The sequence below is a fragment of the Salmonella sp. SSDFZ54 genome, assembly GCF_004010735.1.
In the GTDB taxonomy this organism is placed as follows: domain Bacteria; phylum Pseudomonadota; class Gammaproteobacteria; order Enterobacterales; family Enterobacteriaceae; genus Salmonella; species Salmonella enterica.
The window spans coordinates 959478-984436 of record NZ_CP034819.1 but is presented as its reverse complement, the minus strand read 5'-3'; the positions used below and the strand labels follow the sequence as shown (position 1 = coordinate 984436).

Here is a 24959-nt window from a genome sequence, read left to right as displayed (position 1 = left end):
AGTTATGTCAACAATATTAGTCAAAGAAAATGAATTGAAAGCGCTGGCGTTTAATAAACTCACCCAGGCGGGTCTTGACGCGCAAACGGCGCAGCAGGTAGCCGACGTTTTGGTTCATGCCGATATTACCGGCGTTCACTCCCACGGCGTTATTCGCGTAGAGCACTATTGTACCCGCCTGAACGCAGGCGGGCTCAATCCAAAAGCAACATTCAGCATCGAACAGATTTCGCCTTCAGTCGCTATTCTGGACTCTGATGATGGAATGGGACACTGCGCGCTGATAAAGGCGACAGATCACGCTATTAGTCTGGCGAGAGAGACGGGGCTGGGTTTCGTCAGCGTCAAAAATACGTCCCACTGCGGCGCGCTCTCGTGGTTCATTGAGCAGGCGACAAGCCAGGGAATGGTGGCTATCGCCATGACGCAAACGGATACCTGTGTTGCGCCGTATGGCGGCGCGGAGCGCTTTCTGGGGACTAACCCAATCGCCTTCGGCTTCCCCGTTAAAGACAGCCATCCGATGATCGTCGATATGGCGACCAGCGCCATTGCGTTTGGTAAAATTCTGCACGCCAAAGAAACCGGGAAACCAATAGGTCACGGCCTGGCGCTGGATAAAGAGGGACATATCACGACCGATCCGCATAAAATTGAAAATCTGCTGCCCTTTGGCGGACACAAAGGTTCTGGTATTGCCCTGGCGATTGATGCGCTCACGGGCGTCCTGATGGGGGCAAACTTTAGCAACCATATTGTTCGGATGTATGGCGACTATGACAAGATGCGCAAGTTAGCGAGTCTGGTTATCGTTATTGATCCGCAGATGTTGGGCAATCCGCTGTTTTCCTCAATAATGAGCACAATGGTCAATGAGCTAAGGGCTGTAAAACCGATGCCCGGTGTTGATAAAGTGCTGGCGCCAAACGATCCGCAAATCGCCTATAAAGAAAAATGTTTAAAAGAAGGTATTCCTGTGGCTGAAGGTATTTACCAGTACCTGATTGGCTGATAATTATAATCACGACCATTATTTAGGATAACTATAGTATGCTATATGGAAATATAGAGCAGCTTACTTTATTACCTTACGTTAACCACATTATTAAAAAACTTATCATCGAAGCGGTGAAGATAGCTGAAGATCAGCCTGCTGGTAGATATGAACTTTCTTTCCCGGAGTCATTTCTTATGATAAGCGAAGGAGAAACACACTCTTCGTTAAACCGCAAAGCTGAACTTCATAAAAAATATATCGATGTTCAGATTTTACTAAGCGGTTATGAGGAGATTGGCTATTCCAACAAAATTGATACCAGGATAAAGGAGCTTGAGCATCTTCCTGATGACATCATCTTTCCTGAATGTGTCGCTAATGAGCAGTTCGTTACATTAAATCCTGGCGATTTCGCGCTTTTTTATCCCAACCAGATCCACCGTCCGCTTTGTACGCGTGGTAAACCTGCGCCGGTTAAAAAAGCGATTGTGAAAATTCCGGCCACGGCATTTAGCGAGTTAAGCTCGCCCTGTCAGACGAAGGAATAAAGAAAGCGCCAAATGCAATTCAGGAAAGGACCTTCAAGTCATCCTGAATTACAGCCAGAATGAATAAGGTGGCACTTTTCTGACTTCAGAGCCTTTTCGCGTTGAGGCTAATCGCGGAAAGGCTTTTTACGTTCTGTAAAAAGAGGATGCGGGGTCTCCCCGGTAAATAAGTGAAAATGATACGAATCGATTTTGATATTGTTTTTTGTTCAATCTGAATAATATGGTCTTTTACACGGAAAGTGATTGGCGAGGTGTTATGAATCATATTTTTAAATTAGCATTTATTTTTATTATCAATATTATATTTTTAATAAATGCTTCAGCAACAACGATGGACAAAGATAAATTTGTGGAAGCGAATGGTATCAAAATTCATTACGTTGAAGAGGGCGAGGGGCCTCCGCTGCTGTTGATTCACGGTGGTGGTCTGACGGCGAAAAGCTGGCAGGGATTAGCGAAAGAGGCATCTCGATATTTTCGCGTCATCATGCCGGACAGTCGTGGACATGGATTGACCAATAACCCGCAAGGAACGTTTAGTTATGATCTGATGGCGGAAGATATGGCGGCTTTTGTTAAAGCGCTGAAGCTGGAAAAACCGCTGGTGATGGGTTACAGCGATGGCGGCATGGTCGTTCTGAAGTTAACCAGCCGATACCCGGATCTAGCGCGCGCTGCTATCGTCGGCGGCGCAACGCATCGCTTTGCTACGACCCATTACATGCAGGGGATGGAAATTTTTTATGGTAAAGGAATGCCTCAGGGGCAATTGACGGATCGCGATCTGGATAAAATGGCTTCGGATGCGCCCGGGATGGTTAAATTTTATCAGAACATGCATCATCCAGAGCAAAAAGACTACTGGCGCACGTTCCTCAAAGGTGTCTGGCCAATGTGGACAACGCCCACATCGCTGGCGGAAGAAGAGGTGAAAAAAATCCACATTCCTGTGCTATTACTGGACGGCGACCGGGATGAATTTTTCACCGTTGAAGAAGTTACCGAGCTGTACCGGCTGCTGCCTCAGGCGGAGATGACCCTCATTCCCGGTAGCGGTCACGCCATTTTCCTGACGCCAGGAAAAACACCGCTGTTTTACGCATTAGTGCTTGAGTTTTTACAGCGGCAAATCCCTAAGGCCTCTTAACTGGCCGCGATGGACGTATGAGCCTACTGATTTGCGCTGGATATATATTTTTTTCGGGCGTTGTCTACTGTACCTGGCTAAACTGACTTCAATAATGCGGTCTGTCAGAGTAAACTTTGAGCCGTAAACAAATTCAAACCCTTCCTCGTCGGGCCTAACGACGCGGGAGGGTTTTTTTATATTGACTAAGAAGAGGTTTTTGCCATGAGCACCTTAGGTCATCAGTACGATAACTCACTGGTTTCTAATGCGTTTGGTTTTTTACGTCTGCCAATGAACTTCCAGCCGTATGACAGCGATGCCGACTGGGTGATCACTGGCGTACCGTTTGATATGGCAACGTCCGGTCGCGCTGGCGGCCGTCATGGCCCGGCGGCGATCCGTCAGGTGTCGACCAACCTCGCCTGGGAACATCACCGTTTCCCGTGGAATTTTGACATGCGCGAGCGCCTGAACGTCGTGGACTGCGGCGATTTGGTGTATGCGTTTGGCGATGCCCGTGAAATGAGCGAAAAATTACAGGCGCACGCTGAAAAACTGCTGTCTGCAGGCAAGCGTATGCTCTCTTTCGGCGGCGACCACTTCGTCACGCTGCCGCTGCTGCGCGCCCACGCGAAACATTTTGGCAAAATGGCGCTGGTACATTTTGACGCGCATACCGATACCTACGCTAACGGCTGCGAATTCGATCACGGCACGATGTTCTACACCGCGCCGAAAGAAGGCCTGATCGATCCGCATCATTCGGTACAGATCGGTATTCGCACTGAGTTTGACAAAGACAATGGCTTTACCGTGCTGGATGCCTGCCAGGTCAACGATCGCGGCGTGGATGATATTCTCGCTCAGGTGAAACAGATCGTCGGCGATATGCCGGTCTATCTGACCTTTGATATCGACTGTCTGGACCCGGCGTTTGCGCCTGGCACCGGTACGCCGGTGATCGGTGGTTTGACCTCCGATCGCGCCATTAAGCTGGTACGTGGTCTGAAAGATCTGAACATTGTCGGTATGGATGTAGTGGAAGTCGCGCCGGCTTACGATCAGTCGGAGATCACCGCTCTGGCGGCCGCGACGCTGGCATTAGAAATGCTCTATATCCAGGCGGCGAAGAAAGGCGAGTAAGTTGTTTTGCCGGATGGCGCTGCGCTTATCTGGCCTACAGCTGATTGATGCTTGTAGGCCGGATAAGGCGTTCACGCCGCCATCCGGCGCTGTTTGGGGATTATTTGATCCCGTCTGCGCTCATACGATCGCGCACATGCTGTGCGCGTGCGGCGGACGCCGGGTGATCGTCGAACATTGAGCTTTGACGACCCGCTTCCAGTTTTGCCAGTTTCTCAAAGCTGGTGGCGAGTCCTGCCGGACTGATACCGCGTTTGCGCAACAGATCGTAAGAATAATCATCCGCTTCGGACTCCTGACGCTGCGAGAACTGCGAGTTCACCAGTTTTTCGCCAAGATCGCCAAGCTGCGATTGCGACAGGCTGCCGACTACTCCTCCTGCCGATGCCGCCGCGACGCGCACGGCGTTAGTGCCCAGCGCGACCTGCATCCCTTTCTTTACATGACCCAGCGCGACATGGCCCATTTCATGGCCGATCACGGCTTCAACTTCGTTGTCGGTCATCATATCCATCAGTCCGCTGTAGACGCGAATACAACCGTTCGCCATGGCAAACGCGTTGACGTCTTTCGTCTCGTAAACCTTATAGTTCACCGGCTGGCCGTTAATGTTATCCCCCAGCGCGGCGGCAATTTTTGTCAGTCGTTTAGCGTATTCGCTGCTCGCCGGCGCGATTTTCGCTTTGCTGTCGAGCTCTTGACAGGATTGATCGCTCAGCGCTTTTACCTGCGCATCGCTTAACGTATAGGCCTGAAAAGCTTCAGCGCCCGAAGAAAGCAGTCCATTAGAGTCCATATTCTGGCAACCGGTCAGCACCGTCGCCATGCCCAAAGCAAGCAGTAAAGCGCGAATTTTCATTTTTCTCTTCCATACGAATTAATATTATTTTGAAATGCGCCCGTTGCAGATGAATTAGCGCCTGGGTTAAGTATAAAGAAAAGCGTGGCAGGCAAGTTAGCTAATTGCGCAACATGCGAGCACGATCCGGAGATTTCTGAAGCGGTAAAAGGATGTTCCATGTACATGACGCGCGGCTTGGGGTAAATTGTTGGCAAATTTTCCGGCGTAGCCCAAAACGCGCTGTCGTCAAGTCGTTACGGGCATGGCCTTTCAACATCCGATCTGGAGTCAAAATGTCCTCACGTAAAGAGCTTGCCAATGCTATTCGTGCGCTGAGCATGGACGCAGTACAGAAAGCCAAATCCGGTCACCCGGGTGCCCCGATGGGTATGGCTGACATTGCCGAAGTCCTGTGGCGTGATTTCCTGAACCACAACCCGACCAACCCGTCCTGGGCCGACCGCGACCGCTTCGTGCTGTCCAATGGCCACGGCTCAATGCTGATTTACAGCCTGCTGCACCTCACCGGTTATGACCTGCCGATGTCCGAACTGCAGAATTTCCGTCAGCTACATTCAAAAACCCCTGGTCACCCGGAAGTGGGCTACACCGCTGGTGTTGAAACCACTACTGGCCCGCTGGGTCAGGGTATTGCCAACGCCGTCGGGATGGCGATTGCCGAGAAAACTCTGGCGGCGCAGTTTAACCGTCCTGGCCACGACATCGTTGACCACTTCACCTACGTCTTTATGGGCGACGGCTGCATGATGGAAGGCATTTCTCACGAAGTGTGCTCTCTGGCTGGTACTCTGAAACTGGGCAAACTGATCGCGTTCTATGATGACAACGGTATCTCTATCGATGGTCACGTTGAAGGCTGGTTCACCGATGACACCGCGAAACGTTTTGAAGCCTACGGCTGGCACGTTATCCGTGGCATTGACGGTCACGATGCCGACGCCATTAAACGCGCCACGGAAGAAGCTCGCGCCGTGACTGACAAACCGTCCCTGCTGATGTGCAAAACCATCATCGGCTTCGGTTCGCCGAACAAACAGGGTACCCACGATTCCCACGGCGCGCCGCTGGGCGACGCGGAAATCGCGCTGACCCGCGAACAGTTGGGCTGGAAATACGCGCCGTTCGAAATCCCGTCTGAAATCTACGCCCAGTGGGATGCGAAAGAAGCCGGCCAGGCGAAAGAGTCTGCATGGAATGAGAAATTCGCGGCTTATGAGAAAGCCTTCCCGCAGGAAGCTGCTGAATTCACCCGTCGTATGAAAGGCGACATGCCGGCTGACTTCGATGCGAAAGCGAATGAGTTCATCGCTAAACTGCAGGCTAACCCGTCCAAAATCGCCAGCCGTAAAGCGTCCCAGAATGCCATCGAAGCCTTCGGTCCGCTGTTGCCGGAATTCCTCGGCGGCTCCGCTGACCTGGCACCGTCTAACCTGACCCTGTGGTCTGGTTCTAAGGCTATCAACGAAGATGCCGCAGGTAACTACATTCACTACGGCGTGCGCGAATTCGGTATGACCGCTATCGCCAACGGTATCGCCCTGCACGGCGGTTTCCTGCCGTACACCTCCACCTTCCTGATGTTCGTCGAATATGCCCGTAACGCAGTGCGTATGGCAGCGTTGATGAAACAGCGTCAGGTGATGGTTTACACCCACGACTCCATCGGTCTAGGCGAAGATGGCCCGACGCACCAGCCGGTCGAGCAGGTGGCAAGCCTGCGCGTAACGCCGAACATGTCCACATGGCGTCCGTGCGACCAGGTGGAATCCGCGGTGGCGTGGAAATATGGCGTAGAGCGTCAGGATGGCCCAACCGCGCTGATCCTCTCCCGTCAGAACCTGGCGCAGCAGGAACGTACTGAAGAGCAACTGGCGAATATCGCCCGCGGTGGTTACGTACTGAAAGATTGTGCGGGCCAGCCGCAGATTATCTTCATTGCGACCGGTTCTGAGGTTGAGCTGGCGGTTGCCGCTTACGAAAAACTGACTGCCGAAGGCGTGAAGGCGCGCGTGGTTTCCATGCCGTCCACCGACGCGTTCGACAAGCAGGATGCGGCCTACCGTGAAGCTGTCCTGCCGAAAGCGGTCTCTGCGCGTGTGGCGATTGAAGCGGGTATCGCTGACTACTGGTTCAAATACGTCGGCCTGAACGGCGCTATTGTCGGCATGACCACCTTCGGTGAATCCGCCCCGGCAGAGCTGCTGTTTGAAGAGTTTGGCTTCACGGTGGACAACGTGATCGCCAAAGCGAAAGCGCTGCTGTAATCCTTAATACGGCATAAAACGGGTCGCTTCGGCGACCCGTTTTTTATTCCCCCTTTGACAACCTGCCGTTTTCCAGCTGTACCACCCGTGAAAAATGACGCCGGGTAAACGCAGCGTCATGGCTAATCGCCACGACGCTGGTTCCCCGTGCCCGGCATGTCGCCAGCCAGTGTTCAAATACGGTTAGCCAGTGGGCGTCAAAATCCCGGCTGGGTTCATCCAGTAATAACACCGGCGGCGCCATCGCCTCCAGACTGGCGACCGCCACCATCCGGCGCTGCGCGGCGTGCAGATCAAGCGGGTGCGCCTCGGCGACGTCCGTTAGCTGGCATAACCGCAGCGCGGCCTGCGTGCGCCGTGAAATTTCCTCCGCCGATAAGCGTTGTAGTTTCAGCCCAAAAGCGACCTCTTGCGCGATATTGCTGTGGAAAATCTGGTTTTCCGCTTCCTGAAAGAGTACGCCGATAGCGGCGGCGCGTTGACGATTTTTAAGCTGCGCAATCGGCTCTTCATTAAGCGTAACCGAGCCGGAAGTGGGGGAAAGCAGGCCGGCCATAATCCGTAACAGCGTTGATTTTCCCGCGCCGTTATCGCCGGTCAACGCCAGCCATTCGCCGTCATGAAGCTCAAGCGAGATGGCGTGTAGACAGTCGGCTGCGGCATCCGGCCAGCGATAAGCGACCTGATTTAACGTCAACATAATGGGGTTAGCGCTCCGTCGCGCAATTGCCATACCCGCTGGCATCGCGTCAGAAAAGGAAAGTGATTACGTTCAAAAAGCACAATGAGAGAATGACGTTCCTGCGCCCACTGTTGTAACCGTTCCAGCAGCGTCCCGGTGGCCGCTGAGGTCAGTCGACTGAAGGCTTCATCAAGAACTAATAGCCTGGGCTGCATGGCAAGCGCGCTGGCAATCACTACCCGCTGCGTTTCGCCGCCAGAGAGCGTGCCGGGATGGCGATGGCGTAACGACTGGCAGTTTGTCAGAGTCAGCGCCTCGTCAATGCGCCGTAGAATTTCTGCTTCATGGAGGCCGAGATTCTCCGGGCCAAACGCCACCTCTTCCTCTACGCTAAAGGTACAGCCGGAAAGCTGTAAATATGGCGATTGCTGCACCAACTGGATGGTGGGCGACTGTTCTACCAGCGGGAGCCGCCCGATAGGGACGCCAAGCAGTAAGCCTGTGCCGTCAATATCACCGGGGAGATAATCCGGATACCAGCCAGCCATCAGTTGCGCCAGCGTACTTTTTCCGCTGCCGTTATCGCCGACTATCGCCACTATTCCGGGTGTTGAATAGTGGAAATCAAAACATGCCGGCGGGCGTGTCGCATCGGACGGAAGATAACGAAACTGCTCTAACGTAACCATATCCATACTCCCGCTTCCGCCAGTATTAGCAGTACCATGCCATACCGCGCAACCCGTTGTAACACGCTATCTTTCGGCGCCCACAGCGTGGTTCGGGCTCGATGCAGCCGAAACCCCCGCATATCCAACGCCGCGCCGCGTATTGTCAGATCGTTAAGCGCATTTTGCGTAAGCGGCACGATCAGCGCAGGCATCGCCCGTAGCCGCTGATACCAGCCTTCATCCAGCGGTACGCCGCGCGCGCGCTGGGCTTCATGAACAATCGTCAGTTGTCGTTTGAGCTGTTCGACGACCAGCAGCGGGCCAGCGAACAGGTAAGCGATGCCGGGTGGCAGACGTGAAGCGAACAGGGCGCGAATAAACCGCTGAACCGGCACATACTGCATCCATAGCTGCGACGTCGACACGATCGCCAGCAGACGTAGCCATAGCGTAACGGCATATACCCAGCGCTGCGGATCGCGAGGCTGCCCGCTTATCCATTCCGTTAGCCAACCGCCATGTACCAGCCATAGCCCAAACCCTAAAGACAGCATCAGCCAGGCGACATACTTCGCCCGCCGCCGCGTTGATTTCAGCGCCAGCAGACAGAGGAAGGCCGCCGCGCTATAAACCGGGAGCACGGTCTGCGCAGGGAGTAGCAGCGTGGTGCAGGCCGCCAGCGCCCATAAGGTTAACGAGGTAAACGGATGCATTTAGCGTACGGCTGACATCGCAGGAAAATGCCGTGTCGTACGTAACGGTAGCTGACGCAGCAGCACCCAAACGATGATCGCCGTCAGAATTTTATCGACCAGATTAGCGCCTATGACGGTAATCGCGACTGACTCCACCAGGTTTTGGCCCATTGAATGCATCCAGGCGACGAACAAATCAGCGCCGCTGCCGGTAACGCCGCCAAAAAGCGCGGTACGAAGCGGTACGGCGACCAGCGTCACCGCTAACGTAATGACGACCCCGCTGACGATCACCTTGGGCAGGGTACGAAACCAGCCTGCGCGCGCCAGCCACCCGGCGACCAGACCGATAACCATCGCTACCGGGGCAAACGCGGCAGCGATAGGATCGGTAAGCAGCCCCCACAGCAAGTTGGTCAGAAGCCCAGTCAACATGCCGATGAACGGTCCTAACAGTACCGCGCTAATTAAGGTGCCGATCGAGTCGAGAAAAATAGGCAGCTTCAACATGCTAATAAGCTGTCCGCCAATCATATTGATGGCAATAGCGATGACAATCAGCACCAGAGACTGGCTGGAAAATGGGCGACGCGCCATAAAGTACCTCTTAAAGAGTCGTCAATTAACGGGAAGAAATATGCAGTTCGTCATAACCGGAAATGGCGCACGGTTGACGGCTGAACGTCAGCGCTGGCAGCTCGCCGATAACCAGTTCCAGCGTGGTACGCACGGTACACCCTGGCATCATATGGCCGCCGAGCATGGCCCCGTAGGGATCCGATACCGCGAGATGCAGATGCTCGCCGGTCAATTCAAGCGTGCCGTTTAGCGAGATAACTTCAAACGTGCCGGTGAGCGATGTGGTCGCTTCTTGCCCGGCATAACGCAGCGCAACGTCGGTCAGACTGCCGGTACACCCTGCAATCCAGGCGGCATGTAATTGGTTCTGTTGCACAAAGGCGTGTAATTGGGAAAACACTTCCTGGCCGGGAAGCAGACGAAGCGCGTAAAAGCGCGCTGTAGAGGCATTGTGGTGAGATACAGTCATCGTTACAGGACTCCGAGACTCGGACGTGGCGCTGATAATATAGACGCTGGCGACAGCGCTTTCTGATATAAATCAGTATTTGTGACGCGACGATGAAAAGATCTGACGGATGTACTGGTGATTCTTAAATATGGAATAAATTGCAGCGTAAGCGGCCATGAAATGTGATGCAGGTCAGATAACTGTCTTCTTCGACTGGACAAACGTTCCTTTTATTCCCCGTTTCGCTTATTCTAGCTGAAGCGTTTCAGTTAATTAAATGTTCGACAATTAACCAATCAGTCGCAGTTTGCGACAGGTGAGGTTTTACTCGACGATGAGCTGCATTACTCTGTCAGCCTCATCTGAATCGGGATAGCCTTGCAGGAGACCTATGACCGTACGCATAGCGATTAATGGCTTTGGTCGCATCGGGCGTAACGTGGTTCGTGCTTTGTATGAATCCGGACGTCGGGCGGAAATTACCGTGGTGGCCATCAACGAGCTGGCGGATGCCGCAGGCATGGCGCATTTGTTGAAATACGATACCAGCCACGGGCGTTTTGCATGGGAGGTTCGCCACGAGCGCGAGCAGCTTTTTGTCGGTGACGATGTCATTCGTATTCTGCATGAACGAAAGTTGGCGGATCTGCCGTGGCGCGAACTGGGCGTGGATGTCGTGTTGGATTGTACGGGCGTATATGGCAACCGGGAGCATGGCGAGGCGCATATTGCCGCAGGCGCGAAGAAAGTGCTCTTTTCTCATCCGGGCAGCAACGATCTTGACGCCACCGTCGTTTTTGGCGTGAACCAGAACCAACTGCGTGCGGAACATCGTATTGTCTCAAACGCGTCCTGTACCACGAATTGCATAATTCCCGTCATTAAATTGTTGGATGATGCTTACGGCATCGAGTCTGGTACCGTCACGACGATCCACTCCGCGATGAACGATCAGCAGGTGATCGACGCGTATCACTCCGATCTGCGGCGCACGCGCGCGGCCAGCCAGTCGATTATCCCGGTAGATACAAAACTGGCGGCAGGCATTACGCGTATATTCCCGCAGTTTAACGACCGTTTTGAGGCGATTGCGGTGCGCGTTCCAACCATTAATGTGACGGCGATCGATTTAAGCGTAACGGTGAAAAAACCAGTAAAAGCCAGTGAAGTCAACCAGTTGCTGCAAAAAGCAGCACAAGGTGCATTTCATGGTATAGTTGACTATACGGAATCACCGTTGGTCTCGATAGATTTTAACCACGACCCGCACAGCGCCATTGTTGATGGCACGCAAACCCGGGTCAGTGGCGCCCACCTGATCAAGACGCTGGTCTGGTGCGATAATGAATGGGGCTTTGCTAACAGGATGCTCGACACCACGTTAGCGATGGCCGCAGTTGGTTTCAGGCTCGACGCGTCAGCGTCGACAAAACTTTAAGCATCATTGAGAGGATTCACCATGTCTGTAATTAAGATGACCGATCTGGATCTGGCCGGGAAACGCGTTTTTATCCGTGCGGATCTGAACGTACCTGTTAAAGAAGGGAAAGTGACCAGCGACGCGCGTATCCGCGCTTCTCTGCCGACCATTGAACTGGCTCTGAAACAGGGCGCGAAAGTGATGGTAACTTCCCACCTGGGTCGTCCTACCGAAGGCGAGTACAACGAAGAATTCTCTCTGCTGCCGGTTGTTAACTACCTGAAAGACAAACTGTCTAACCCGGTTCGCCTGGTCAAAGATTACCTGGACGGCGTTGACGTGGCCGAAGGTGAGCTGGTGGTTCTGGAAAACGTTCGCTTTAACAAAGGCGAAAAGAAAGACGACGAAGCGCTGTCTAAAAAATACGCCGCCCTGTGTGACGTATTCGTGATGGACGCCTTTGGTACCGCGCACCGCGCGCAGGCTTCTACCCACGGTATCGGCAAATTTGCTGATGTTGCGTGCGCAGGCCCGCTGCTGGCCGCTGAACTGGATGCGCTGGGTAAAGCGCTGAAAGAACCGGCTCGTCCGATGGTGGCTATCGTTGGTGGTTCTAAAGTATCTACCAAACTGACCGTTCTGGATTCCCTGTCTAAAATCGCTGACCAGCTGATTGTCGGCGGCGGTATCGCCAACACCTTCGTTGCCGCTCAGGGCCACAGTGTCGGTAAATCCCTGTACGAAGCTGACCTGGTTGACGAAGCAAAACGTCTGCTGACCACTTGCGATATTCCGGTTCCGACCGATGTTCGCGTTGCCACCGAGTTCTCCGAAACCGCACCGGCGACTCTGAAATCCGTTAACGACGTGAAAGAAGACGAGCAGATCCTGGATATCGGCGATGCTTCCGCTCAGCAGCTGGCTGAAATCCTCAAGAATGCCAAAACCATTCTGTGGAACGGCCCGGTTGGCGTGTTTGAGTTCCCGAACTTCCGTAAAGGGACTGAAATCGTGGCGAATGCCATCGCTGATAGCGAAGCGTTTTCCATCGCTGGCGGCGGCGACACCCTGGCGGCAATCGACCTGTTCGGCATTGCTGACAAAATTTCCTACATTTCTACTGGCGGCGGCGCATTCCTCGAATTCGTGGAAGGTAAAGTTCTGCCAGCCGTAGCGATGCTCGAAGAGCGCGCTAAGAAGTAATCGTTACGGGCAGGGATTCCTGCCCGTTGATTTATCGCCGATCTGACATTCAGGGCGGCCCGTGTTTTTTCCCAAAGCCCGACGATACAGGACAACGAAACATGTCTAAAATTTTTGATTTCGTAAAACCAGGCGTGATCACTGGTGATGACGTACAGAAAGTGTTCCAGGTAGCAAAAGAAAACAATTTTGCTCTGCCGGCAGTTAACTGCGTGGGCACTGATTCCATCAACGCTGTTCTGGAAACCGCTGCAAAAGTTAAAGCGCCGGTCATCGTTCAGTTCTCCAACGGCGGCGCTTCCTTCATCGCGGGTAAAGGCGTGAAAACTGACGTACCTCAGGGCGCGGCAATCCTGGGCGCTATCTCTGGCGCGCATCACGTTCACCAGATGGCTGAACACTACGGCGTGCCGGTTATCCTGCACACTGACCACTGCGCGAAGAAACTGCTGCCGTGGATCGACGGTCTGCTGGACGCGGGTGAAAAACACTTCGCGGCTACCGGTAAACCGCTGTTCTCTTCTCACATGATTGACCTGTCTGAAGAGTCTCTGCACGAAAACATCGAAATCTGCTCCAAATACCTGGCGCGCATGTCCAAAATTGGCATGACTCTGGAAATCGAACTGGGTTGCACCGGTGGCGAAGAAGACGGCGTGGACAACAGCCACATGGACGCTTCTGCCCTGTACACCCAGCCGGAAGACGTTGATTACGCGTACACTGAGCTGAGCAAAATCAGCCCGCGTTTCACCATTGCCGCTTCCTTCGGTAACGTACACGGCGTTTACAAGCCGGGTAACGTGGTTCTGACCCCGACCATTCTGCGTGATTCTCAGGACTATGTTTCTAAGAAACACAACCTGCCGCACAACAGCCTGAACTTCGTTTTCCACGGCGGTTCCGGTTCTACTGCTCAGGAAATCAAAGACTCCGTAAGCTACGGCGTAGTGAAAATGAACATCGATACCGATACCCAATGGGCAACCTGGGAAGGTGTTCTGAACTACTACAAAGAAAACGAAGCGTATCTGCAAGGTCAGCTGGGCAACCCGAAAGGCGAAGATCAGCCGAATAAGAAATACTATGACCCGCGCGTATGGCTGCGTGCTGGCCAGACTTCGATGATCGCTCGTCTGGAAAAAGCATTTAAAGAACTGAACGCGATTGACGTTCTGTAATATAGTCTGCTGATTGAAATGGCTTCCCTCGGGAAGCCATTTTTTTATAGTTATTTCCGGAGAGCGGCGTTAGTTAGCGCTTTCATCCGGCCAACTCACAATGTATCTGCCTTTTTGGGTTTTGGGATGATGCCGAAAAATGGCATATTCCTCTGTTTTTGTTTACCTTTAAAAAGTTCTTTTCGTGAGAATGATCTCATTTGCTTGTTTTGCTATGACCAAGGAATATTGAATGGAAGATTTGAATGTTGTCGACAGCATAAATGGTGCGGGCACCTGGCTGGTACGCAACCAGGCGTTATTGCTCAGCTATGCTGTGAATATTGTTGCGGCTATCGCTATTATCATCATCGGCTTGATTGTAGCGCGTGTGATTTCCAATACGGTAAATCGTCTGATGCGTGCGCGTCATATTGATGCGACAGTGGCCGACTTTCTTTCTGCGCTGGTGCGCTATGGGGTTATCGCTTTTACGCTGATTGCGGCTCTGGGTCGCGTGGGGGTACAAACGGCGTCGGTGATCGCAGTACTGGGCGCCGCCGGTTTAGCCGTTGGCCTGGCATTACAGGGATCGCTTTCTAACCTTGCGGCTGGGGTATTGCTGGTTATGTTCCGTCCGTTCCGCGCCGGTGAGTATGTCGATTTGGGCGGCGTTGCCGGTACGGTACTGAACGTGCAAATCTTTTCCACGACAATGCGCGCGGTAGACGGCAAAATTATTGTGATTCCGAATGGCAAAATTATCGCGGGAAATATCATCAACTATTCTCGTGAGCCGGTTCGCCGTAACGAATTCATTATTGGGGTGGCCTACGATTCGGATATCGATCAGGTGAAACAGCTGCTAACGACGATTATCGAGTCCGACGATCGTATTTTAAAAGATCGCGAAATGACGGTGCGTTTGAATGAGCTGGGCGCCTCATCAATTAATTTTGTGGTGCGTGTCTGGAGTAAAAGCAGCGACCTGCAAAATGTCTACTGGGACGTGCTGGAACGTATTAAACGTGAATTCGACGCCGCTGGTATTAGCTTCCCGTACCCGCAGATGGACGTCAATTTTAAACGCGTGAAAGATAACGCCGCGGAGTAATTTTCCTCCCGCGCTGCGCTTATCCGCCTCCAGTATTCTCTGGTTATTGAGCGGATAAGCGTAGCCGCCATCCGTTATTCAGTCTCTTCATTAGCTTTTCTTATTAGTGATTAAAATTATCAATTTCCGCTAATAATATTCCCGCGCTATAGTCTGCCTTTAAGAAAAACAGCTCAGGGTAGTTAACGTGATATCTTATTATTTTCAAGGGTTTGCCCTTGGCGCCGCCATGATCCTTCCGCTTGGCCCGCAAAATGCGTTTGTGATGAATCAGGGAATTCGTCGCCAGTACCACCTCATGATAGCGCTGCTTTGCGCGTTAAGTGATTTAGTCCTGATTAGCGCCGGTATTTTTGGCGGTAGCGCGTTGCTGATGCAGTCGCCGTGGCTGCTGGCGCTGGTCACATGGGGCGGGGTCGCGTTCTTGTTATGGTACGGTTTTGGCGCGCTGAAAACGGCAATGAGCAGTAATCTGGAGCTGGCCAGCGCCGAGGTTATGAAGCAGGGGCGCTGGAAAATTATTGCTACGATGCTGGCGGTAACGTGGCTGAATCCGCACGTTTATCTGGATACGTTTGTCGTGTTGGGCAGTCTCGGCGGACAACTGGCTATGGAGCCAAAGCGCTGGTTCGCCCTCGGCACGATTAGCGCGTCGTTCTTATGGTTTTTTGGGTTAGCGCTACTGGCGGCCTGGCTTGCGCCTCGACTGCGTACGGCGAAAGCTCAACGCATTATCAACATTCTGGTTGGGGTGGTGATGTGGCTTATCGCCTTCCAACTGGCGCGGGAAGGCGTCGCGCATATGCACGCGCTTTTCAACTAAGCGTTGTCTGATGGACAACAGGCCGATATCCGCTAAGCTTGCCTGCATGCGCCCTGTATATCAGGGCAATGACTGCAATATGGAGGAGAGACTGTGAAGTTCAAAGTGATGGCCCTGGCGGCATTAGTGGGTTTAAGTGCAATGTCGGCGCAGGCAAGCGAATTGCCGGAAGGCCCGCACATCGTGACTTCCGGTACGGCAAGCGTCGATGCTGTGCCTGATATCGCCACCTTAGCGATTGAAGTGAACGTCGCGGCGAAGGATGCGGCGACGGCGAAGAAGCAGGCCGATGAGCGCGTGGCGCAATATCTTTCCTTCCTTGAGCAAAATCAGATTGCGAAAAAAGACATTAGCGCGGCGAATCTGCGCACGCAGCCGGATTATGATTACCAAAACGGTAAAAGCATTCTGAAAGGGTATCGCGCGGTGCGAACCGTTGAGGTGACGCTGCGTCAGTTAGATAAACTTAATTCGCTGCTGGACGGCGCGCTGAAGGCGGGTCTGAACGAGATTCGTTCGGTATCGCTGGGCGTGGCGCAACCGGACGCCTATAAAGACAAGGCCCGCAAAGCCGCCATTGATGACGCGATTCATCAGGCGCAAGCGCTGGCAGCCGGTTTTAACAGCAAATTGGGGCCGGTTTACAGCGTTCGTTATCATGTCTCTAATTATCAGCCGAGTCCGGTGGTGCGAATGATGAAAGCCGCAGATGCTGCGCCAGTATCCGCGCAGGAAACTTACGAGCAGCCGACCATTCAGTTCGACGATCAGGTCGATGTGGTATTCCAGCTTGAACCTGGAACAGGGCAGACGTCGACAACGGCCGCCAGCACGCAGTAATCTTGCCCGGCCTGGGCGCTTCCAGGCCGCGTTTTCTCCCGGTGTTCTCGTTTTTTGCTCCGTATTACGCAATGAAATGAAGATTTGCTAATACGGTGAGCGTTTTGAATCGCCTTGTCGCCAGCAAAAAATAGCCAATGGCGCGTCGTTTTTTGCCGCCTGAACGCAATGATTTTGTGATGAACTTCAAAGAAGTGACGAGGGAATAAGGGGTCATGCAGGCCGGATAAGACGTTCACGCCGCCATCCGGCATTCATAGAGAGGCTAATCCTGACGCAGCACCTTGTGCCCGTACTCCAGCAGCGCGTCGGTCACTTTGCGCATCATCCGGCTTTCTGGGGCAAAGCGGTGCCAGTAAAGCATCCGGCGCTGTAGCAAACCAGGCGTTAAGTTGATCAACTCGCCGCTTTCCAGCTCTTTCTCAATCTGCAGGTGAGGGATCATGCAGCAGGTCGTGCCCTGACGCGCAAGCTGTACAAACGCTTCGGATGAATTAACGATATGGCACGGCACGCTGCCGGGCGGTAGATCGAAATTCTGTTGCAAAAAGGCCTGATGCATATCATCCAGATGGTCGAACGCGACGGCGGGCGCTTTCAGCAGCGACGACCGGGTAACGCCATTGGGGAAATAGCGCTCGGCAAACGGCTTTGACGCGACAAACAGATAGTCGAGTGCGCCCAGTTTGTCTACCAGGCAACTGGGCAACGCCTGATGCTGAATACTCACCGCGCCCACCACCTCGCCGCGCCGCAGACGTTCTTGCGTGCGCGTTTCATCTTCCACCTGTAAATTGAGACGGATAGGGGAGTCCGCCAGCACCGGCGCCAGCGCCGGAAGCAGCCAGGTCGCCAGACTATCGGCGTTAACCGCCAGCGACAGCAGCAGCGGTGTAGAGCCGGTTTGTTCATCGCCCAGCCACTCTTCTTCCAGCAGTTCAACCTGACGCAGCAGAGCCAGTAATTTTTGCCCTTGCTCCGTGGGGCGAGGAGGAACGGTACGCACCAACAAAGGTTGTCCGAACATATTCTCAAGCTGTTTTATGCGCTGTGAGACGGCGGATTGCGTGATGCACAGCTTCTGGGCGGCGCGCTCGAATCCTCGTTCACGTATAACGGCATCCAGCGCCTGTAGTGTTCTGTAGTCCGGACGTTTCATTGTTGTGTCATGCTCCTGTTATTTTTTTTCGCACTATGACATAAATTTGCCGTCGGTACAGATGAAATCCGTAGCCTGTGTACGGACACGGAGATTTTTCCCGACAATGTTCTATAATGCGGCTGTATTTTCACACCACAGGCGAAACGATCTATGACGCAGGATGAACTGAAAAAAGCGGTAGGATGGGCGGCACTTCAGTATGTACAGCCCGGCACCATTGTGGGCGTTGGTACAGGCTCAACGGCCGCACACTTTATTGATGCGCTGGGCACAATGAAAGGCCAGATTGAAGGCGCGGTCTCCAGCTCGGACGCCTCGACTGAAAAACTCAAAGGCCTCGGTATTCATGTGTTTGATCTCAACGAAGTGGATAGCCTGGGTATCTATGTCGATGGCGCGGACGAAATCAACGGTCACATGCAGATGATCAAAGGCGGCGGCGCGGCATTAACCCGTGAGAAAATTATTGCTTCCGTGGCAGAGAAATTTATTTGTATTGCGGATGCCTCTAAACAGGTGGATATTCTTGGCAAATTCCCGTTGCCGGTCGAAGTGATTCCGATGGCGCGCAGCGCGGTCGCTCGTCAACTGGTGAAGCTGGGCGGGCGTCCGGAGTACCGTCAGAACGTGGTCACGGATAACGGCAACGTGATTCTGGATGTTTATGGTATGGAAATCCTTGATCCCATCGCGCTGGAAAACGCCATTAACGCGATTCCAGGCGTCGTGACCGTAGGGTTGTTCGCCAACCGTGGCGCCGATGTCGCACTGATCGGCACGCCGGACGGGGTGAAAACCATCGTAAAATGATCCCGCCAGGCGTATTTCCTGCCGCGTAAAAAATTCGGTCAGGGCAAATTTGGTGACATGTATCACGTTTAATCGTTTGCCCTGCCGATCCCTCCAAAGAAAAAGTTATTCCCGGTATTTTCATCTGCTATTTCCCGCTGTATGCGATTCCTTCACGACGCTGGCGCAAACGTTCATATTGCCGTGATAATTTTTTTTGATATGTTGAAGGACGGATGCAAATCCATACACAACATCAGATGGCAAAAAAAGACAGGATCGGGGAAATGGCAAAGGTATCGCTGGAGAAAGATAAAATTAAATTTCTGCTGGTTGAAGGGGTGCATCAAAAGGCGCTGGAAAGCCTTCGTGCGGCAGGTTACACCAACATTGAATATCACAAGGGCGCGCTGGACGCTGAACAGTTGAAAGCGTCCATCCGCGATGCCCACTTCATCGGTCTGCGATCCCGTACTCATCTGACAGAAGAAGTGATTAACGCCGCAGAGAAGCTGGTGGCGATTGGCTGTTTTTGCATCGGCACCAACCAGGTGGATTTAAATGCGGCGGCAAAACGCGGTATTCCGGTCTTTAACGCGCCATTCTCGAATACCCGTTCCGTGGCGGAGTTGGTGATTGGCGAGCTGTTGCTGCTGCTGCGCGGCGTGCCGGAGGCGAACGCCAAAGCGCACCGCGGCGTATGGAATAAACTGGCGGCGGGATCGTTCGAAGCGCGCGGTAAAAAGCTTGGCATTATCGGTTACGGCCATATCGGAACGCAGTTGGGCATTCTGGCGGAATCGCTGGGGATGCATGTCTATTTCTATGATATTGAAAATAAACTGCCGCTTGGTAACGCAACTCAGGTGCAGCACCTGTCTGAATTGCTGAATATGAGCGATGTGGTCAGTCTGCACGTACCTGAAAACGCCTCCACCAAAAACATGATGGGCGCAAAAGAGATTGCCCTGATGAAGCCGGGTTCGCTGCTGATTAACGCCGCGCGCGGTACGGTAGTGGATATCCCGGCTTTGTGCGACGCGCTGGCGACGAAACATCTGGCGGGGGCGGCTATCGACGTCTTCCCGACGGAACCGGCCACTAATAGCGATCCGTTTACCTCTCCGCTGTGCGAATTCGATAACGTGATCCTGACGCCGCATATCGGCGGCTCGACGCAGGAGGCGCAAGAAAACATCGGTCTGGAAGTCGCAGGAAAACTGATTAAGTACTCGGATAACGGCTCGACGCTGTCCGCCGTGAACTTCCCGGAAGTGTCGCTGCCGCTGCACGGCGGTCGTCGCCTGATGCACATCCACGAAAACCGCCCGGGCGTATTGACCGCGCTTAACCAGATCTTTGCCGAGCAGGGCGTTAACATTGCCGCACAGTATCTGCAAACCTCCGCCCGAATGGGGTATGTGGTAATTGATATAGAAGCCGATGGCGATGTGGCGGAGAAAGCGCTGCTGGCGATGAAGGCGATTCCGGGCACCATTCGCGCCCGTCTGCTGTACTAATTTCCTCTAAATGGGCAGGAGATGACCTGCCCATCCTTTCTTCTGGTTTCCCTGCCTCAACATCTCTTCGTGTAACGCATACATTCTGTTTTCGAGCCTTGCCGCAATTGGTAATTAAAGGCAGCGTTGCGTGTTGTACAGCAATAAAAGGAATTTACGATAAGGGCTCAGCATAGCGCTGAAACGGGAAAGCCCCTGGCGAAGCAGGGGCTCTAAAAAGGAAAGGGACGATGATGAGATACGTCATCATGCTGCTGATCCTGTTAATCATCGCTACGCCAGCATATTAACAGAGAGTACGCAGGAGGGAGGTTCGCCTCCCTCACCCTTCACCGAGAAATTTAGGTCAAAAAAGCGACGCTGTCAATCGGCAAAACACGGCTACCACTCCCAAATTTTGGATGGCGTTACCACCGCAGGCAGCGGGATATCCCACTCTTCAACCGGCAGCTTTTCTACTAACTGGCAATCATGCGCGTAGCCCACGGGCTGGATCTTATGCTGCTGCCAGTTTTGCAACGTACGGTCATAAAATCCGCCGCCCATTCCCAGGCGCTGCCCGTCTTCGTCAAACGCCACTAACGGCGTTACCAGCACATCCAGCTTTGCCAGCGGTAATACGTCGCGGACATCAAGCCGTGGCTCCTGGATCTTTAAGCGGTTGGTCACCAGCGCACTCTGCGGATGATAGTGCAGGAACAGGAGGTTGCCAGGGCTGAAGGGATGAAGAACCGGAAGGTAGACGCGCTTGCCCGCTCGCCATAGCTGTTCAATCAGCGGCTGGGTGTCGAGTTCGCCATCAAAGGAGAGAAACACGGCGACAGTGTGCGCCATCACGACGGGAGGAAAGCTGAGCATTCGGGCGGCGGCCTGTTGACCAAAACGGCGTTGCTGCTCTGGCGTCAGCGCACGGCGACGTTGCCGAATTATTCGGCGGATTTCTTGTCGTGATAAAGAGAGTTCGGGAAGTTGCGTCATGGCTGTTGCCAGTCAGAAGGGGAATCTCCGAGATGCCGCCGCAGGCTGTAACCCTTGAACCCTTGGTTCAAGGTGAATGTGTCGTCACAGTTTTAAGGCTTCTCGGACGAACCGAGCATGCTCACCAACCGCGGAGCGCCACATTCTTGTGGTATGAAATATCGGCTCAGGGGACTGGCCCGCTTGCAAACATCTCAGAGAAATTCTGTTTTCACAATCACTTTACCATAGTAAAGCGAAAAGTGTTATTCAAAGTTTTGGCCCGTTTTTTCGGTTATGCGACCTTGATCAAGCAACGCCTGTTCGATGGTCTGTTGTAGCATCCGAATACGTTGTTCCATGCTCGCCGCGTAATCGCGGGTCTTCGCTTTTTCCTGAGTTAACTCATAGCTGATATTCAATGCGGCAATGAAAACCAACTGCTCAGTATTTGTGACTCTAGTGCGAACTTTCAGATCTTGCAACCGCTGATTCAGATCGTCCGCAGCCTGATTCAACGCATCCCTTTGGTCAGGCGGGCAATTCACTCGCAGTGAACGGCCAAATATTTGGATATCGACGGGTTGTGCAGACATGCCACCTTCCTGCTGATTGACTGCGCTGCCTTCGTCTCCAGACCCAGGGTCCGCGAAGGGGCGACACTATAGCTACCCTGGTGTGAAGATACAAGCCCTTTTCTGGTTCACCAGGGTCCAAAGTGGTAGCATATCATGAATATCCTCCCTTTGATGACGAATGCTTATGTCTATACAGAACGAAATGCCTGGTTACAACGAAATGAACCGGTTTTTGAATCAACAAGGGACCGGTCTGACCCCGGCTGAAATGCATGGTTTAATCAGCGGGATGATTTGCGGCGGCAACAACGACAGCTCATGGCAGCCGCTGTTGCACGACCTGACGAACGAAGGTCTGGCCTTCGGGCATGAGCTTGCTCAGGCGCTGCGCAAAATGCACGCGGCGACCAGCGACGCGCTGGAAGACGACGGCTTTCTTTTTCAGCTTTATCTGCCTGAAGGCGACGATGTCAGCGTATTCGATCGCGCAGATGCCTTAGCCGGGTGGGTTAACCACTTTTTGCTTGGCCTCGGCGTAACGCAGCCTAAACTTGATAAAGTCACCGGCGAAACGGGTGAAGCGATTGACGACCTGCGTAATATTGCGCAGCTTGGTTATGATGAGAGCGAAGATCAGGAAGAGCTGGAGATGTCGCTCGAAGAGATCATCGAATATGTCCGTGTTGCGGCGCTGTTATGTCATGACACTTTCACGCGCCAACAGCCGACCGCGCCGGAAGTGCGTAAACCGACGCTACACTAAGAAAAAACGAAATGGAGGCCATGTCATGACTCAGCAGGAATACCAACGCCGTCGCCAGGCATTACTGGCGCAAATGCAGCCCGGCAGCGCCGCGCTGATCTTTGCCGCGCCGGAGGCGACGCGCAGCGCAGACAGTGAATATCCGTATCGCCAGAGTAGCGACTTCTGGTATTTCACCGGTTTTAACGAACCGGAAGCCGTGCTGGTACTGATTAAGAGTGATGACACCCACAACCACAGCGTTTTGTTCAACCGCGTTCGCGACCTGACGGCGGAAATCTGGTTTGGTCGCCGTTTAGGACAGGATGCCGCGCCGGAAAAACTGGGCGTTGACCGGGCGCTGGCGTTTAGCGAAATCAACCAGCAACTCTTTCAGTTGCTTAATGGTCTGGATGTGGTGTACCACGCGCAGGGCGAATATGCGTATGCCGACGAGATTGTTCTGGCTGCGCTGGAGAAGCTGCGCAAAGGCTCCCGCCAGAATCTGACCGCGCCGGCCACCATGACTGACTGGCGACCGATCGTCCATGAGATGCGCCTGTTCAAATCGCCGGAAGAGATTGCTGTCCTGCGCCGCGCCGGGGAAATTAGCGCGCTGGCGCATATCCGCGCGATGGAAAAATGCCGTCCGGGGATGTTTGAGTATCAGCTGGAGGGGGAAATTCACCACGAATTTAATCGCCACGGCGCGCGCTATCCCTCCTATAACACCATTGTCGGCAGCGGCGAAAATGGCTGTATCCTGCATTACACTGAAAACGAAAGTGAAATGCGCGACGGCGATTTAGTGCTTATCGACGCGGGCTGTGAATATAAAGGTTACGCGGGCGACATCACGCGTACTTTCCCGGTGAACGGGAAATTTACGCCAGCTCAGCGTGAAATTTATGACATCGTTCTGGAATCGCTGGAGACCAGCCTGCGACTGTTCCGTCCTGGTACCTCTATTCAGGAGGTGACCGGCGAAGTCGTGCGCATCATGATAACCGGGCTGGTGAAGCTGGGGATTTTGCAAGGAGAGGTTGATCAACTGATTGCCGAAAATGCGCATCGTCCTTTCTTTATGCATGGCTTGAGCCACTGGCTGGGGCTGGATGTTCATGATGTCGGCGTTTATGGGCCGGATCGCTCCCGTACCCTGGAGCCGGGCATGGTGCTGACCGTAGAGCCAGGCCTCTATATCGCGCCGGATGCCGACGTGCCGGAAGCGTATCGCGGCATTGGCGTTCGAATTGAAGATGACATTGTCATTACCGAAACCGGTAATGAAAACCTGACCGCTGGCGTTGTGAAGAAGGCGGATGACATTGAAGCATTAATGGCGGCGGCGCGGCAGCAATGAGCGTCATTATCGTTGGCGGCGGCATGGCAGGCGCGACGCTGGCGCTGGCCATCTCTCAGTTCAGTCATGGGATGTTGCCGGTACACCTGATTGAAGCGAAAGCGCCTGAAGCCGACGGTCATCCCGGCTTTGACGCCAGAGCGATTGCGCTGGCGGCGGGCACTTGTCAGCAACTGGCGCGAATTGGCGTCTGGCAGGCGATTTCCGATTGCGCAACGGCAATCAACACCGTACACGTCAGCGATCGCGGCCATGCCGGATTTGTGACTCTCGACGCGCAGGACTACAGTCTGGCAGCGTTGGGGCACGTTGCGGAGCTGCATGATATCGGGCTGCGTCTGTTTGCGCTCTTGCGTAAAGCGCCAGGCGTTACGCTGCACTGCCCGGAGCGCGTAGCCAGCGTGTCGCGTACCCAACAGCAAGTTAACGTCACTCTGGAAAACGGCAATGTGATAGCTGGCAGCGTGCTGGTGGCGGCTAACGGTACCCACTCCGCGCTCGCGTCAGCCTGCGGCGTTGACTGGCATCAGGAGCCTTACGAACAGTTAGCGGTGATAGCGAATGTCGCGACCGCTATCCCGCATCAGGGACGCGCCTTTGAACGTTTTACTCCCAATGGCCCGCTGGCGATGTTGCCGATGTCGCATGGCCGATGTTCGCTGGTTTGGTGTCACCCGCTCGACCAGCGCGATGAGGTGCTGAGCTGGTCCGACGCGCAGTTCTGCCATGCATTGCAGGCCGCGTTCGGCTGGCGGCTGGGGCGAATTACTCAGGCCGGTAAGCGCAGCGCGTATCCGCTTGCCCTGACTACGGCGGCGAAAGTGTTTACTCACCGGACTGTCGTGGTCGGCAATGCGGCGCAGACGTTGCATCCTATCGCCGGACAAGGGTTTAATCTCGGTCTGCGTGATGTCATGAGCCTGGCGGAAACGCTGGTCGCGGCACAGGACGCGGGCGAGGATATTGGCGCCTGGCACGTGTTATCGCGCTATCAGCAGCGTCGTCAGGTTGACCGGGATACGACGATTGGCGTAACGAACGGTCTGGTCCATCTGTTTGCAAATCGTTGGGCGCCGCTGGTTATTGGGCGCAATATCGGTTTAATGGCGATGGAATTATTACCGCCTGCGCGCGATGCGCTGGCACAGCGGACCTTAGGTTGGGTTGCGCGTTAAGCAGATCTGTAGGCCGGATAAGGCATTTACGCCGCCATCCGGCATCGTGTTCGTAAAAATACCGGATGGCAGCTTCGCCTTATCCGGCC

At 53.8% G+C, this 24959-nt stretch carries 25 protein-coding genes and 1 other RNA gene; 16 read left to right on the top strand and 10 right to left on the bottom strand.

Going from position 1 to position 24959, the window contains the following annotated elements; genetic code table 11:
• Positions 1 to 4 precede the first annotated feature (4 nt).
• The 4 genes from EOS97_RS04725 to speB all read left to right on the top strand — a co-directional run bounded on the left by EOS97_RS04725 (position 5) and on the right by speB (position 3820).
• Complete coding sequence (locus EOS97_RS04725) at positions 5 to 1012, top strand: Ldh family oxidoreductase (RefSeq protein ID WP_000104231.1); 1008 nt, start codon at positions 5 to 7, stop codon at positions 1010 to 1012.
• 38 nt (positions 1013 to 1050) lie between these two features.
• A complete protein-coding gene (locus EOS97_RS04720; RefSeq protein ID WP_001805224.1) occupies positions 1051 to 1545 on the top strand; it encodes a YhcH/YjgK/YiaL family protein in 495 nt (164 codons plus the stop codon).
• A 223-nt stretch (positions 1546 to 1768) separates the two neighbouring features.
• Positions 1769 to 2695, top strand: a complete 927-nt coding sequence (locus tag EOS97_RS04715; protein ID WP_077906537.1) for an alpha/beta fold hydrolase — start codon at positions 1769 to 1771, stop codon at positions 2693 to 2695.
• 204 nt (positions 2696 to 2899) lie between these two features.
• Positions 2900 to 3820, top strand: a complete 921-nt coding sequence (speB, locus tag EOS97_RS04710; protein WP_000105550.1) for an agmatinase — start codon at positions 2900 to 2902, stop codon at positions 3818 to 3820.
• A gap of 100 nt (positions 3821 to 3920) precedes the next feature.
• Here speB and EOS97_RS04700 read toward each other — a convergent pair whose 3' ends face one another.
• Complete coding sequence (locus EOS97_RS04700; RefSeq protein WP_000701825.1) at positions 3921 to 4679, bottom strand: M48 family metallopeptidase; 759 nt, start codon at positions 4677 to 4679, stop codon at positions 3921 to 3923.
• Positions 4680 to 4954: 275 nt separating this feature from the next.
• On the opposite strand from EOS97_RS04700, the gene tkt reads away from it, so the two are divergent.
• Positions 4955 to 6946, top strand: a complete 1992-nt coding sequence (gene tkt / locus EOS97_RS04695; RefSeq protein ID WP_000098650.1) for a transketolase — start codon at positions 4955 to 4957, stop codon at positions 6944 to 6946.
• 43 nt (positions 6947 to 6989) lie between these two features.
• Here tkt and EOS97_RS04690 read toward each other — a convergent pair whose 3' ends face one another.
• Genes EOS97_RS04690 through EOS97_RS04670 form a run of 5 tightly spaced genes read right to left on the bottom strand, consistent with a single transcriptional unit; the run spans position 6990 to position 10042 of the window.
• The gene (locus EOS97_RS04690) at positions 6990 to 7646 is read right to left on the bottom strand and encodes an ABC transporter ATP-binding protein (protein WP_000956906.1); all 657 of its coding nucleotides are present in this window, start codon (positions 7644 to 7646) and stop codon (positions 6990 to 6992) included.
• Entirely contained in the window at positions 7640 to 8317 is a 678-nt protein-coding gene (locus EOS97_RS04685; RefSeq protein WP_001805225.1) for an ABC transporter ATP-binding protein, read from the bottom strand. The genes EOS97_RS04690 and EOS97_RS04685 overlap by 7 nt, the downstream gene beginning before the upstream one ends.
• Positions 8305 to 9012 carry an energy-coupling factor transporter transmembrane component T gene (locus EOS97_RS04680; protein ID WP_000553271.1) on the bottom strand — a complete coding sequence of 236 codons (708 nt, stop codon included), beginning with the start codon at positions 9010 to 9012 and terminating at the stop codon, positions 8305 to 8307. Before EOS97_RS04680 ends, EOS97_RS04685 begins: the two co-directional genes overlap by 13 nt.
• Positions 9013 to 9591: an ECF transporter S component gene (locus EOS97_RS04675; protein WP_000124001.1), complete on the bottom strand. Its 579-nt coding sequence runs from the start codon at positions 9589 to 9591 to the stop codon at positions 9013 to 9015.
• Between the two features lie 25 nt (positions 9592 to 9616).
• Positions 9617 to 10042 (bottom strand): PPC domain-containing DNA-binding protein, encoded by a 426-nt coding sequence (locus tag EOS97_RS04670; RefSeq protein WP_000218564.1) that lies wholly within the window; start codon positions 10040 to 10042, stop codon positions 9617 to 9619.
• A gap of 373 nt (positions 10043 to 10415) precedes the next feature.
• Here EOS97_RS04670 and epd point away from each other — a divergent pair, with 373 nt between their 5' ends.
• From epd to EOS97_RS04635, 6 genes are all read left to right on the top strand, one after another.
• Positions 10416 to 11462, top strand: a complete 1047-nt coding sequence (gene epd / locus EOS97_RS04660) for an erythrose-4-phosphate dehydrogenase (protein WP_000218327.1) — start codon at positions 10416 to 10418, stop codon at positions 11460 to 11462.
• Positions 11463 to 11483: 21 nt separating this feature from the next.
• The gene (pgk, locus tag EOS97_RS04655) at positions 11484 to 12647 is read left to right on the top strand and encodes a phosphoglycerate kinase (RefSeq protein ID WP_000111274.1); all 1164 of its coding nucleotides are present in this window, start codon (positions 11484 to 11486) and stop codon (positions 12645 to 12647) included.
• A 101-nt stretch (positions 12648 to 12748) separates the two neighbouring features.
• The gene (fbaA, locus tag EOS97_RS04650) at positions 12749 to 13828 is read left to right on the top strand and encodes a class II fructose-bisphosphate aldolase (protein ID WP_000034386.1); all 1080 of its coding nucleotides are present in this window, start codon (positions 12749 to 12751) and stop codon (positions 13826 to 13828) included.
• Between the two features lie 232 nt (positions 13829 to 14060).
• Positions 14061 to 14921, top strand: a complete 861-nt coding sequence (locus EOS97_RS04645) for a small-conductance mechanosensitive channel MscS (protein ID WP_000389833.1) — start codon at positions 14061 to 14063, stop codon at positions 14919 to 14921.
• Positions 14922 to 15108: 187 nt separating this feature from the next.
• Positions 15109 to 15744, top strand: coding sequence for an arginine exporter ArgO (gene argO / locus EOS97_RS04640; RefSeq protein ID WP_000626863.1), 636 nt, complete (start codon positions 15109 to 15111; stop codon positions 15742 to 15744).
• Positions 15745 to 15837: 93 nt separating this feature from the next.
• Positions 15838 to 16584, top strand: coding sequence for an oxidative stress defense protein (locus tag EOS97_RS04635; RefSeq protein WP_000669854.1), 747 nt, complete (start codon positions 15838 to 15840; stop codon positions 16582 to 16584).
• Between the two features lie 265 nt (positions 16585 to 16849).
• Here the strand turns inward: EOS97_RS04635 and argP are convergent, their stop codons facing one another.
• On the bottom strand, positions 16850 to 17743 hold the full coding sequence (gene argP, locus EOS97_RS04625; protein WP_000828345.1) for a DNA-binding transcriptional regulator ArgP: 894 nt from the start codon (positions 17741 to 17743) through the stop codon (positions 16850 to 16852).
• Between the two features lie 153 nt (positions 17744 to 17896).
• Between argP and rpiA the strand changes: the two genes are divergently transcribed.
• Both rpiA and serA read left to right on the top strand, forming a co-directional pair.
• The gene (rpiA, locus tag EOS97_RS04620; protein WP_000189741.1) at positions 17897 to 18556 is read left to right on the top strand and encodes a ribose-5-phosphate isomerase RpiA; all 660 of its coding nucleotides are present in this window, start codon (positions 17897 to 17899) and stop codon (positions 18554 to 18556) included.
• A gap of 266 nt (positions 18557 to 18822) precedes the next feature.
• Positions 18823 to 20055: a phosphoglycerate dehydrogenase gene (gene serA, locus EOS97_RS04615; RefSeq protein WP_001151627.1), complete on the top strand. Its 1233-nt coding sequence runs from the start codon at positions 18823 to 18825 to the stop codon at positions 20053 to 20055.
• Between the two features lie 381 nt (positions 20056 to 20436).
• Here serA and EOS97_RS04610 read toward each other — a convergent pair whose 3' ends face one another.
• From EOS97_RS04610 to zapA, 3 genes are all read right to left on the bottom strand, one after another.
• Positions 20437 to 21033 carry a 5-formyltetrahydrofolate cyclo-ligase gene (locus EOS97_RS04610; protein WP_000192754.1) on the bottom strand — a complete coding sequence of 199 codons (597 nt, stop codon included), beginning with the start codon at positions 21031 to 21033 and terminating at the stop codon, positions 20437 to 20439.
• A 20-nt stretch (positions 21034 to 21053) separates the two neighbouring features.
• Positions 21054 to 21237, bottom strand: a non-coding RNA gene (gene ssrS, locus EOS97_RS04605) — 6S RNA.
• Between the two features lie 41 nt (positions 21238 to 21278).
• Positions 21279 to 21608, bottom strand: coding sequence for a cell division protein ZapA (zapA, locus tag EOS97_RS04600; protein ID WP_001276011.1), 330 nt, complete (start codon positions 21606 to 21608; stop codon positions 21279 to 21281).
• 166 nt (positions 21609 to 21774) lie between these two features.
• Here zapA and EOS97_RS04595 point away from each other — a divergent pair, with 166 nt between their 5' ends.
• Genes EOS97_RS04595 through ubiH form a run of 3 tightly spaced genes read left to right on the top strand, consistent with a single transcriptional unit; the run spans position 21775 to position 24870 of the window.
• On the top strand, positions 21775 to 22353 hold the full coding sequence (locus tag EOS97_RS04595) for a YecA family protein (protein ID WP_000027237.1): 579 nt from the start codon (positions 21775 to 21777) through the stop codon (positions 22351 to 22353).
• A 25-nt stretch (positions 22354 to 22378) separates the two neighbouring features.
• Positions 22379 to 23695: a Xaa-Pro aminopeptidase gene (pepP, locus tag EOS97_RS04590; protein ID WP_000193682.1), complete on the top strand. Its 1317-nt coding sequence runs from the start codon at positions 22379 to 22381 to the stop codon at positions 23693 to 23695.
• Entirely contained in the window at positions 23692 to 24870 is a 1179-nt protein-coding gene (gene ubiH / locus EOS97_RS04585; protein WP_000111127.1) for a 2-octaprenyl-6-methoxyphenyl hydroxylase, read from the top strand. Before pepP ends, ubiH begins: the two co-directional genes overlap by 4 nt.
• The last annotated feature ends 89 nt before the right edge of the window (positions 24871 to 24959 follow it).

Coding starts and splice junctions, on each gene's coding strand:
- EOS97_RS04690 (WP_000956906.1), bottom strand. CDS start 7,646: ATGTTGACGTTAAATCAGGTCGCTTATCGCTGGCCGGATGCCGCAGCC.
- EOS97_RS04700 (WP_000701825.1), bottom strand. CDS start 4,679: ATGAAAATTCGCGCTTTACTGCTTGCTTTGGGCATGGCGACGGTGCTG.
- EOS97_RS04715 (WP_077906537.1), top strand. CDS start 1,769: ATGGTCTTTTACACGGAAAGTGATTGGCGAGGTGTTATGAATCATATT.
- EOS97_RS04645 (WP_000389833.1), top strand. CDS start 14,061: ATGGAAGATTTGAATGTTGTCGACAGCATAAATGGTGCGGGCACCTGG.
- EOS97_RS04595 (WP_000027237.1), top strand. CDS start 21,775: ATGTCTATACAGAACGAAATGCCTGGTTACAACGAAATGAACCGGTTT.
- ubiH (WP_000111127.1), top strand. CDS start 23,692: ATGAGCGTCATTATCGTTGGCGGCGGCATGGCAGGCGCGACGCTGGCG.
- EOS97_RS04685 (WP_001805225.1), bottom strand. CDS start 8,317: ATGGTTACGTTAGAGCAGTTTCGTTATCTTCCGTCCGATGCGACACGC.
- EOS97_RS04680 (WP_000553271.1), bottom strand. CDS start 9,012: ATGCATCCGTTTACCTCGTTAACCTTATGGGCGCTGGCGGCCTGCACC.
- speB (WP_000105550.1), top strand. CDS start 2,900: ATGAGCACCTTAGGTCATCAGTACGATAACTCACTGGTTTCTAATGCG.
- epd (WP_000218327.1), top strand. CDS start 10,416: ATGACCGTACGCATAGCGATTAATGGCTTTGGTCGCATCGGGCGTAAC.
- rpiA (WP_000189741.1), top strand. CDS start 17,897: ATGACGCAGGATGAACTGAAAAAAGCGGTAGGATGGGCGGCACTTCAG.
- EOS97_RS04670 (WP_000218564.1), bottom strand. CDS start 10,042: ATGACTGTATCTCACCACAATGCCTCTACAGCGCGCTTTTACGCGCTT.
- tkt (WP_000098650.1), top strand. CDS start 4,955: ATGTCCTCACGTAAAGAGCTTGCCAATGCTATTCGTGCGCTGAGCATG.
- EOS97_RS04675 (WP_000124001.1), bottom strand. CDS start 9,591: ATGGCGCGTCGCCCATTTTCCAGCCAGTCTCTGGTGCTGATTGTCATC.
- EOS97_RS04720 (WP_001805224.1), top strand. CDS start 1,051: ATGCTATATGGAAATATAGAGCAGCTTACTTTATTACCTTACGTTAAC.
- fbaA (WP_000034386.1), top strand. CDS start 12,749: ATGTCTAAAATTTTTGATTTCGTAAAACCAGGCGTGATCACTGGTGAT.
- pgk (WP_000111274.1), top strand. CDS start 11,484: ATGTCTGTAATTAAGATGACCGATCTGGATCTGGCCGGGAAACGCGTT.
- zapA (WP_001276011.1), bottom strand. CDS start 21,608: ATGTCTGCACAACCCGTCGATATCCAAATATTTGGCCGTTCACTGCGA.
- argP (WP_000828345.1), bottom strand. CDS start 17,743: ATGAAACGTCCGGACTACAGAACACTACAGGCGCTGGATGCCGTTATA.
- EOS97_RS04610 (WP_000192754.1), bottom strand. CDS start 21,033: ATGACGCAACTTCCCGAACTCTCTTTATCACGACAAGAAATCCGCCGA.
- EOS97_RS04725 (WP_000104231.1), top strand. CDS start 5: ATGTCAACAATATTAGTCAAAGAAAATGAATTGAAAGCGCTGGCGTTT.
- pepP (WP_000193682.1), top strand. CDS start 22,379: ATGACTCAGCAGGAATACCAACGCCGTCGCCAGGCATTACTGGCGCAA.
- serA (WP_001151627.1), top strand. CDS start 18,823: ATGGCAAAGGTATCGCTGGAGAAAGATAAAATTAAATTTCTGCTGGTT.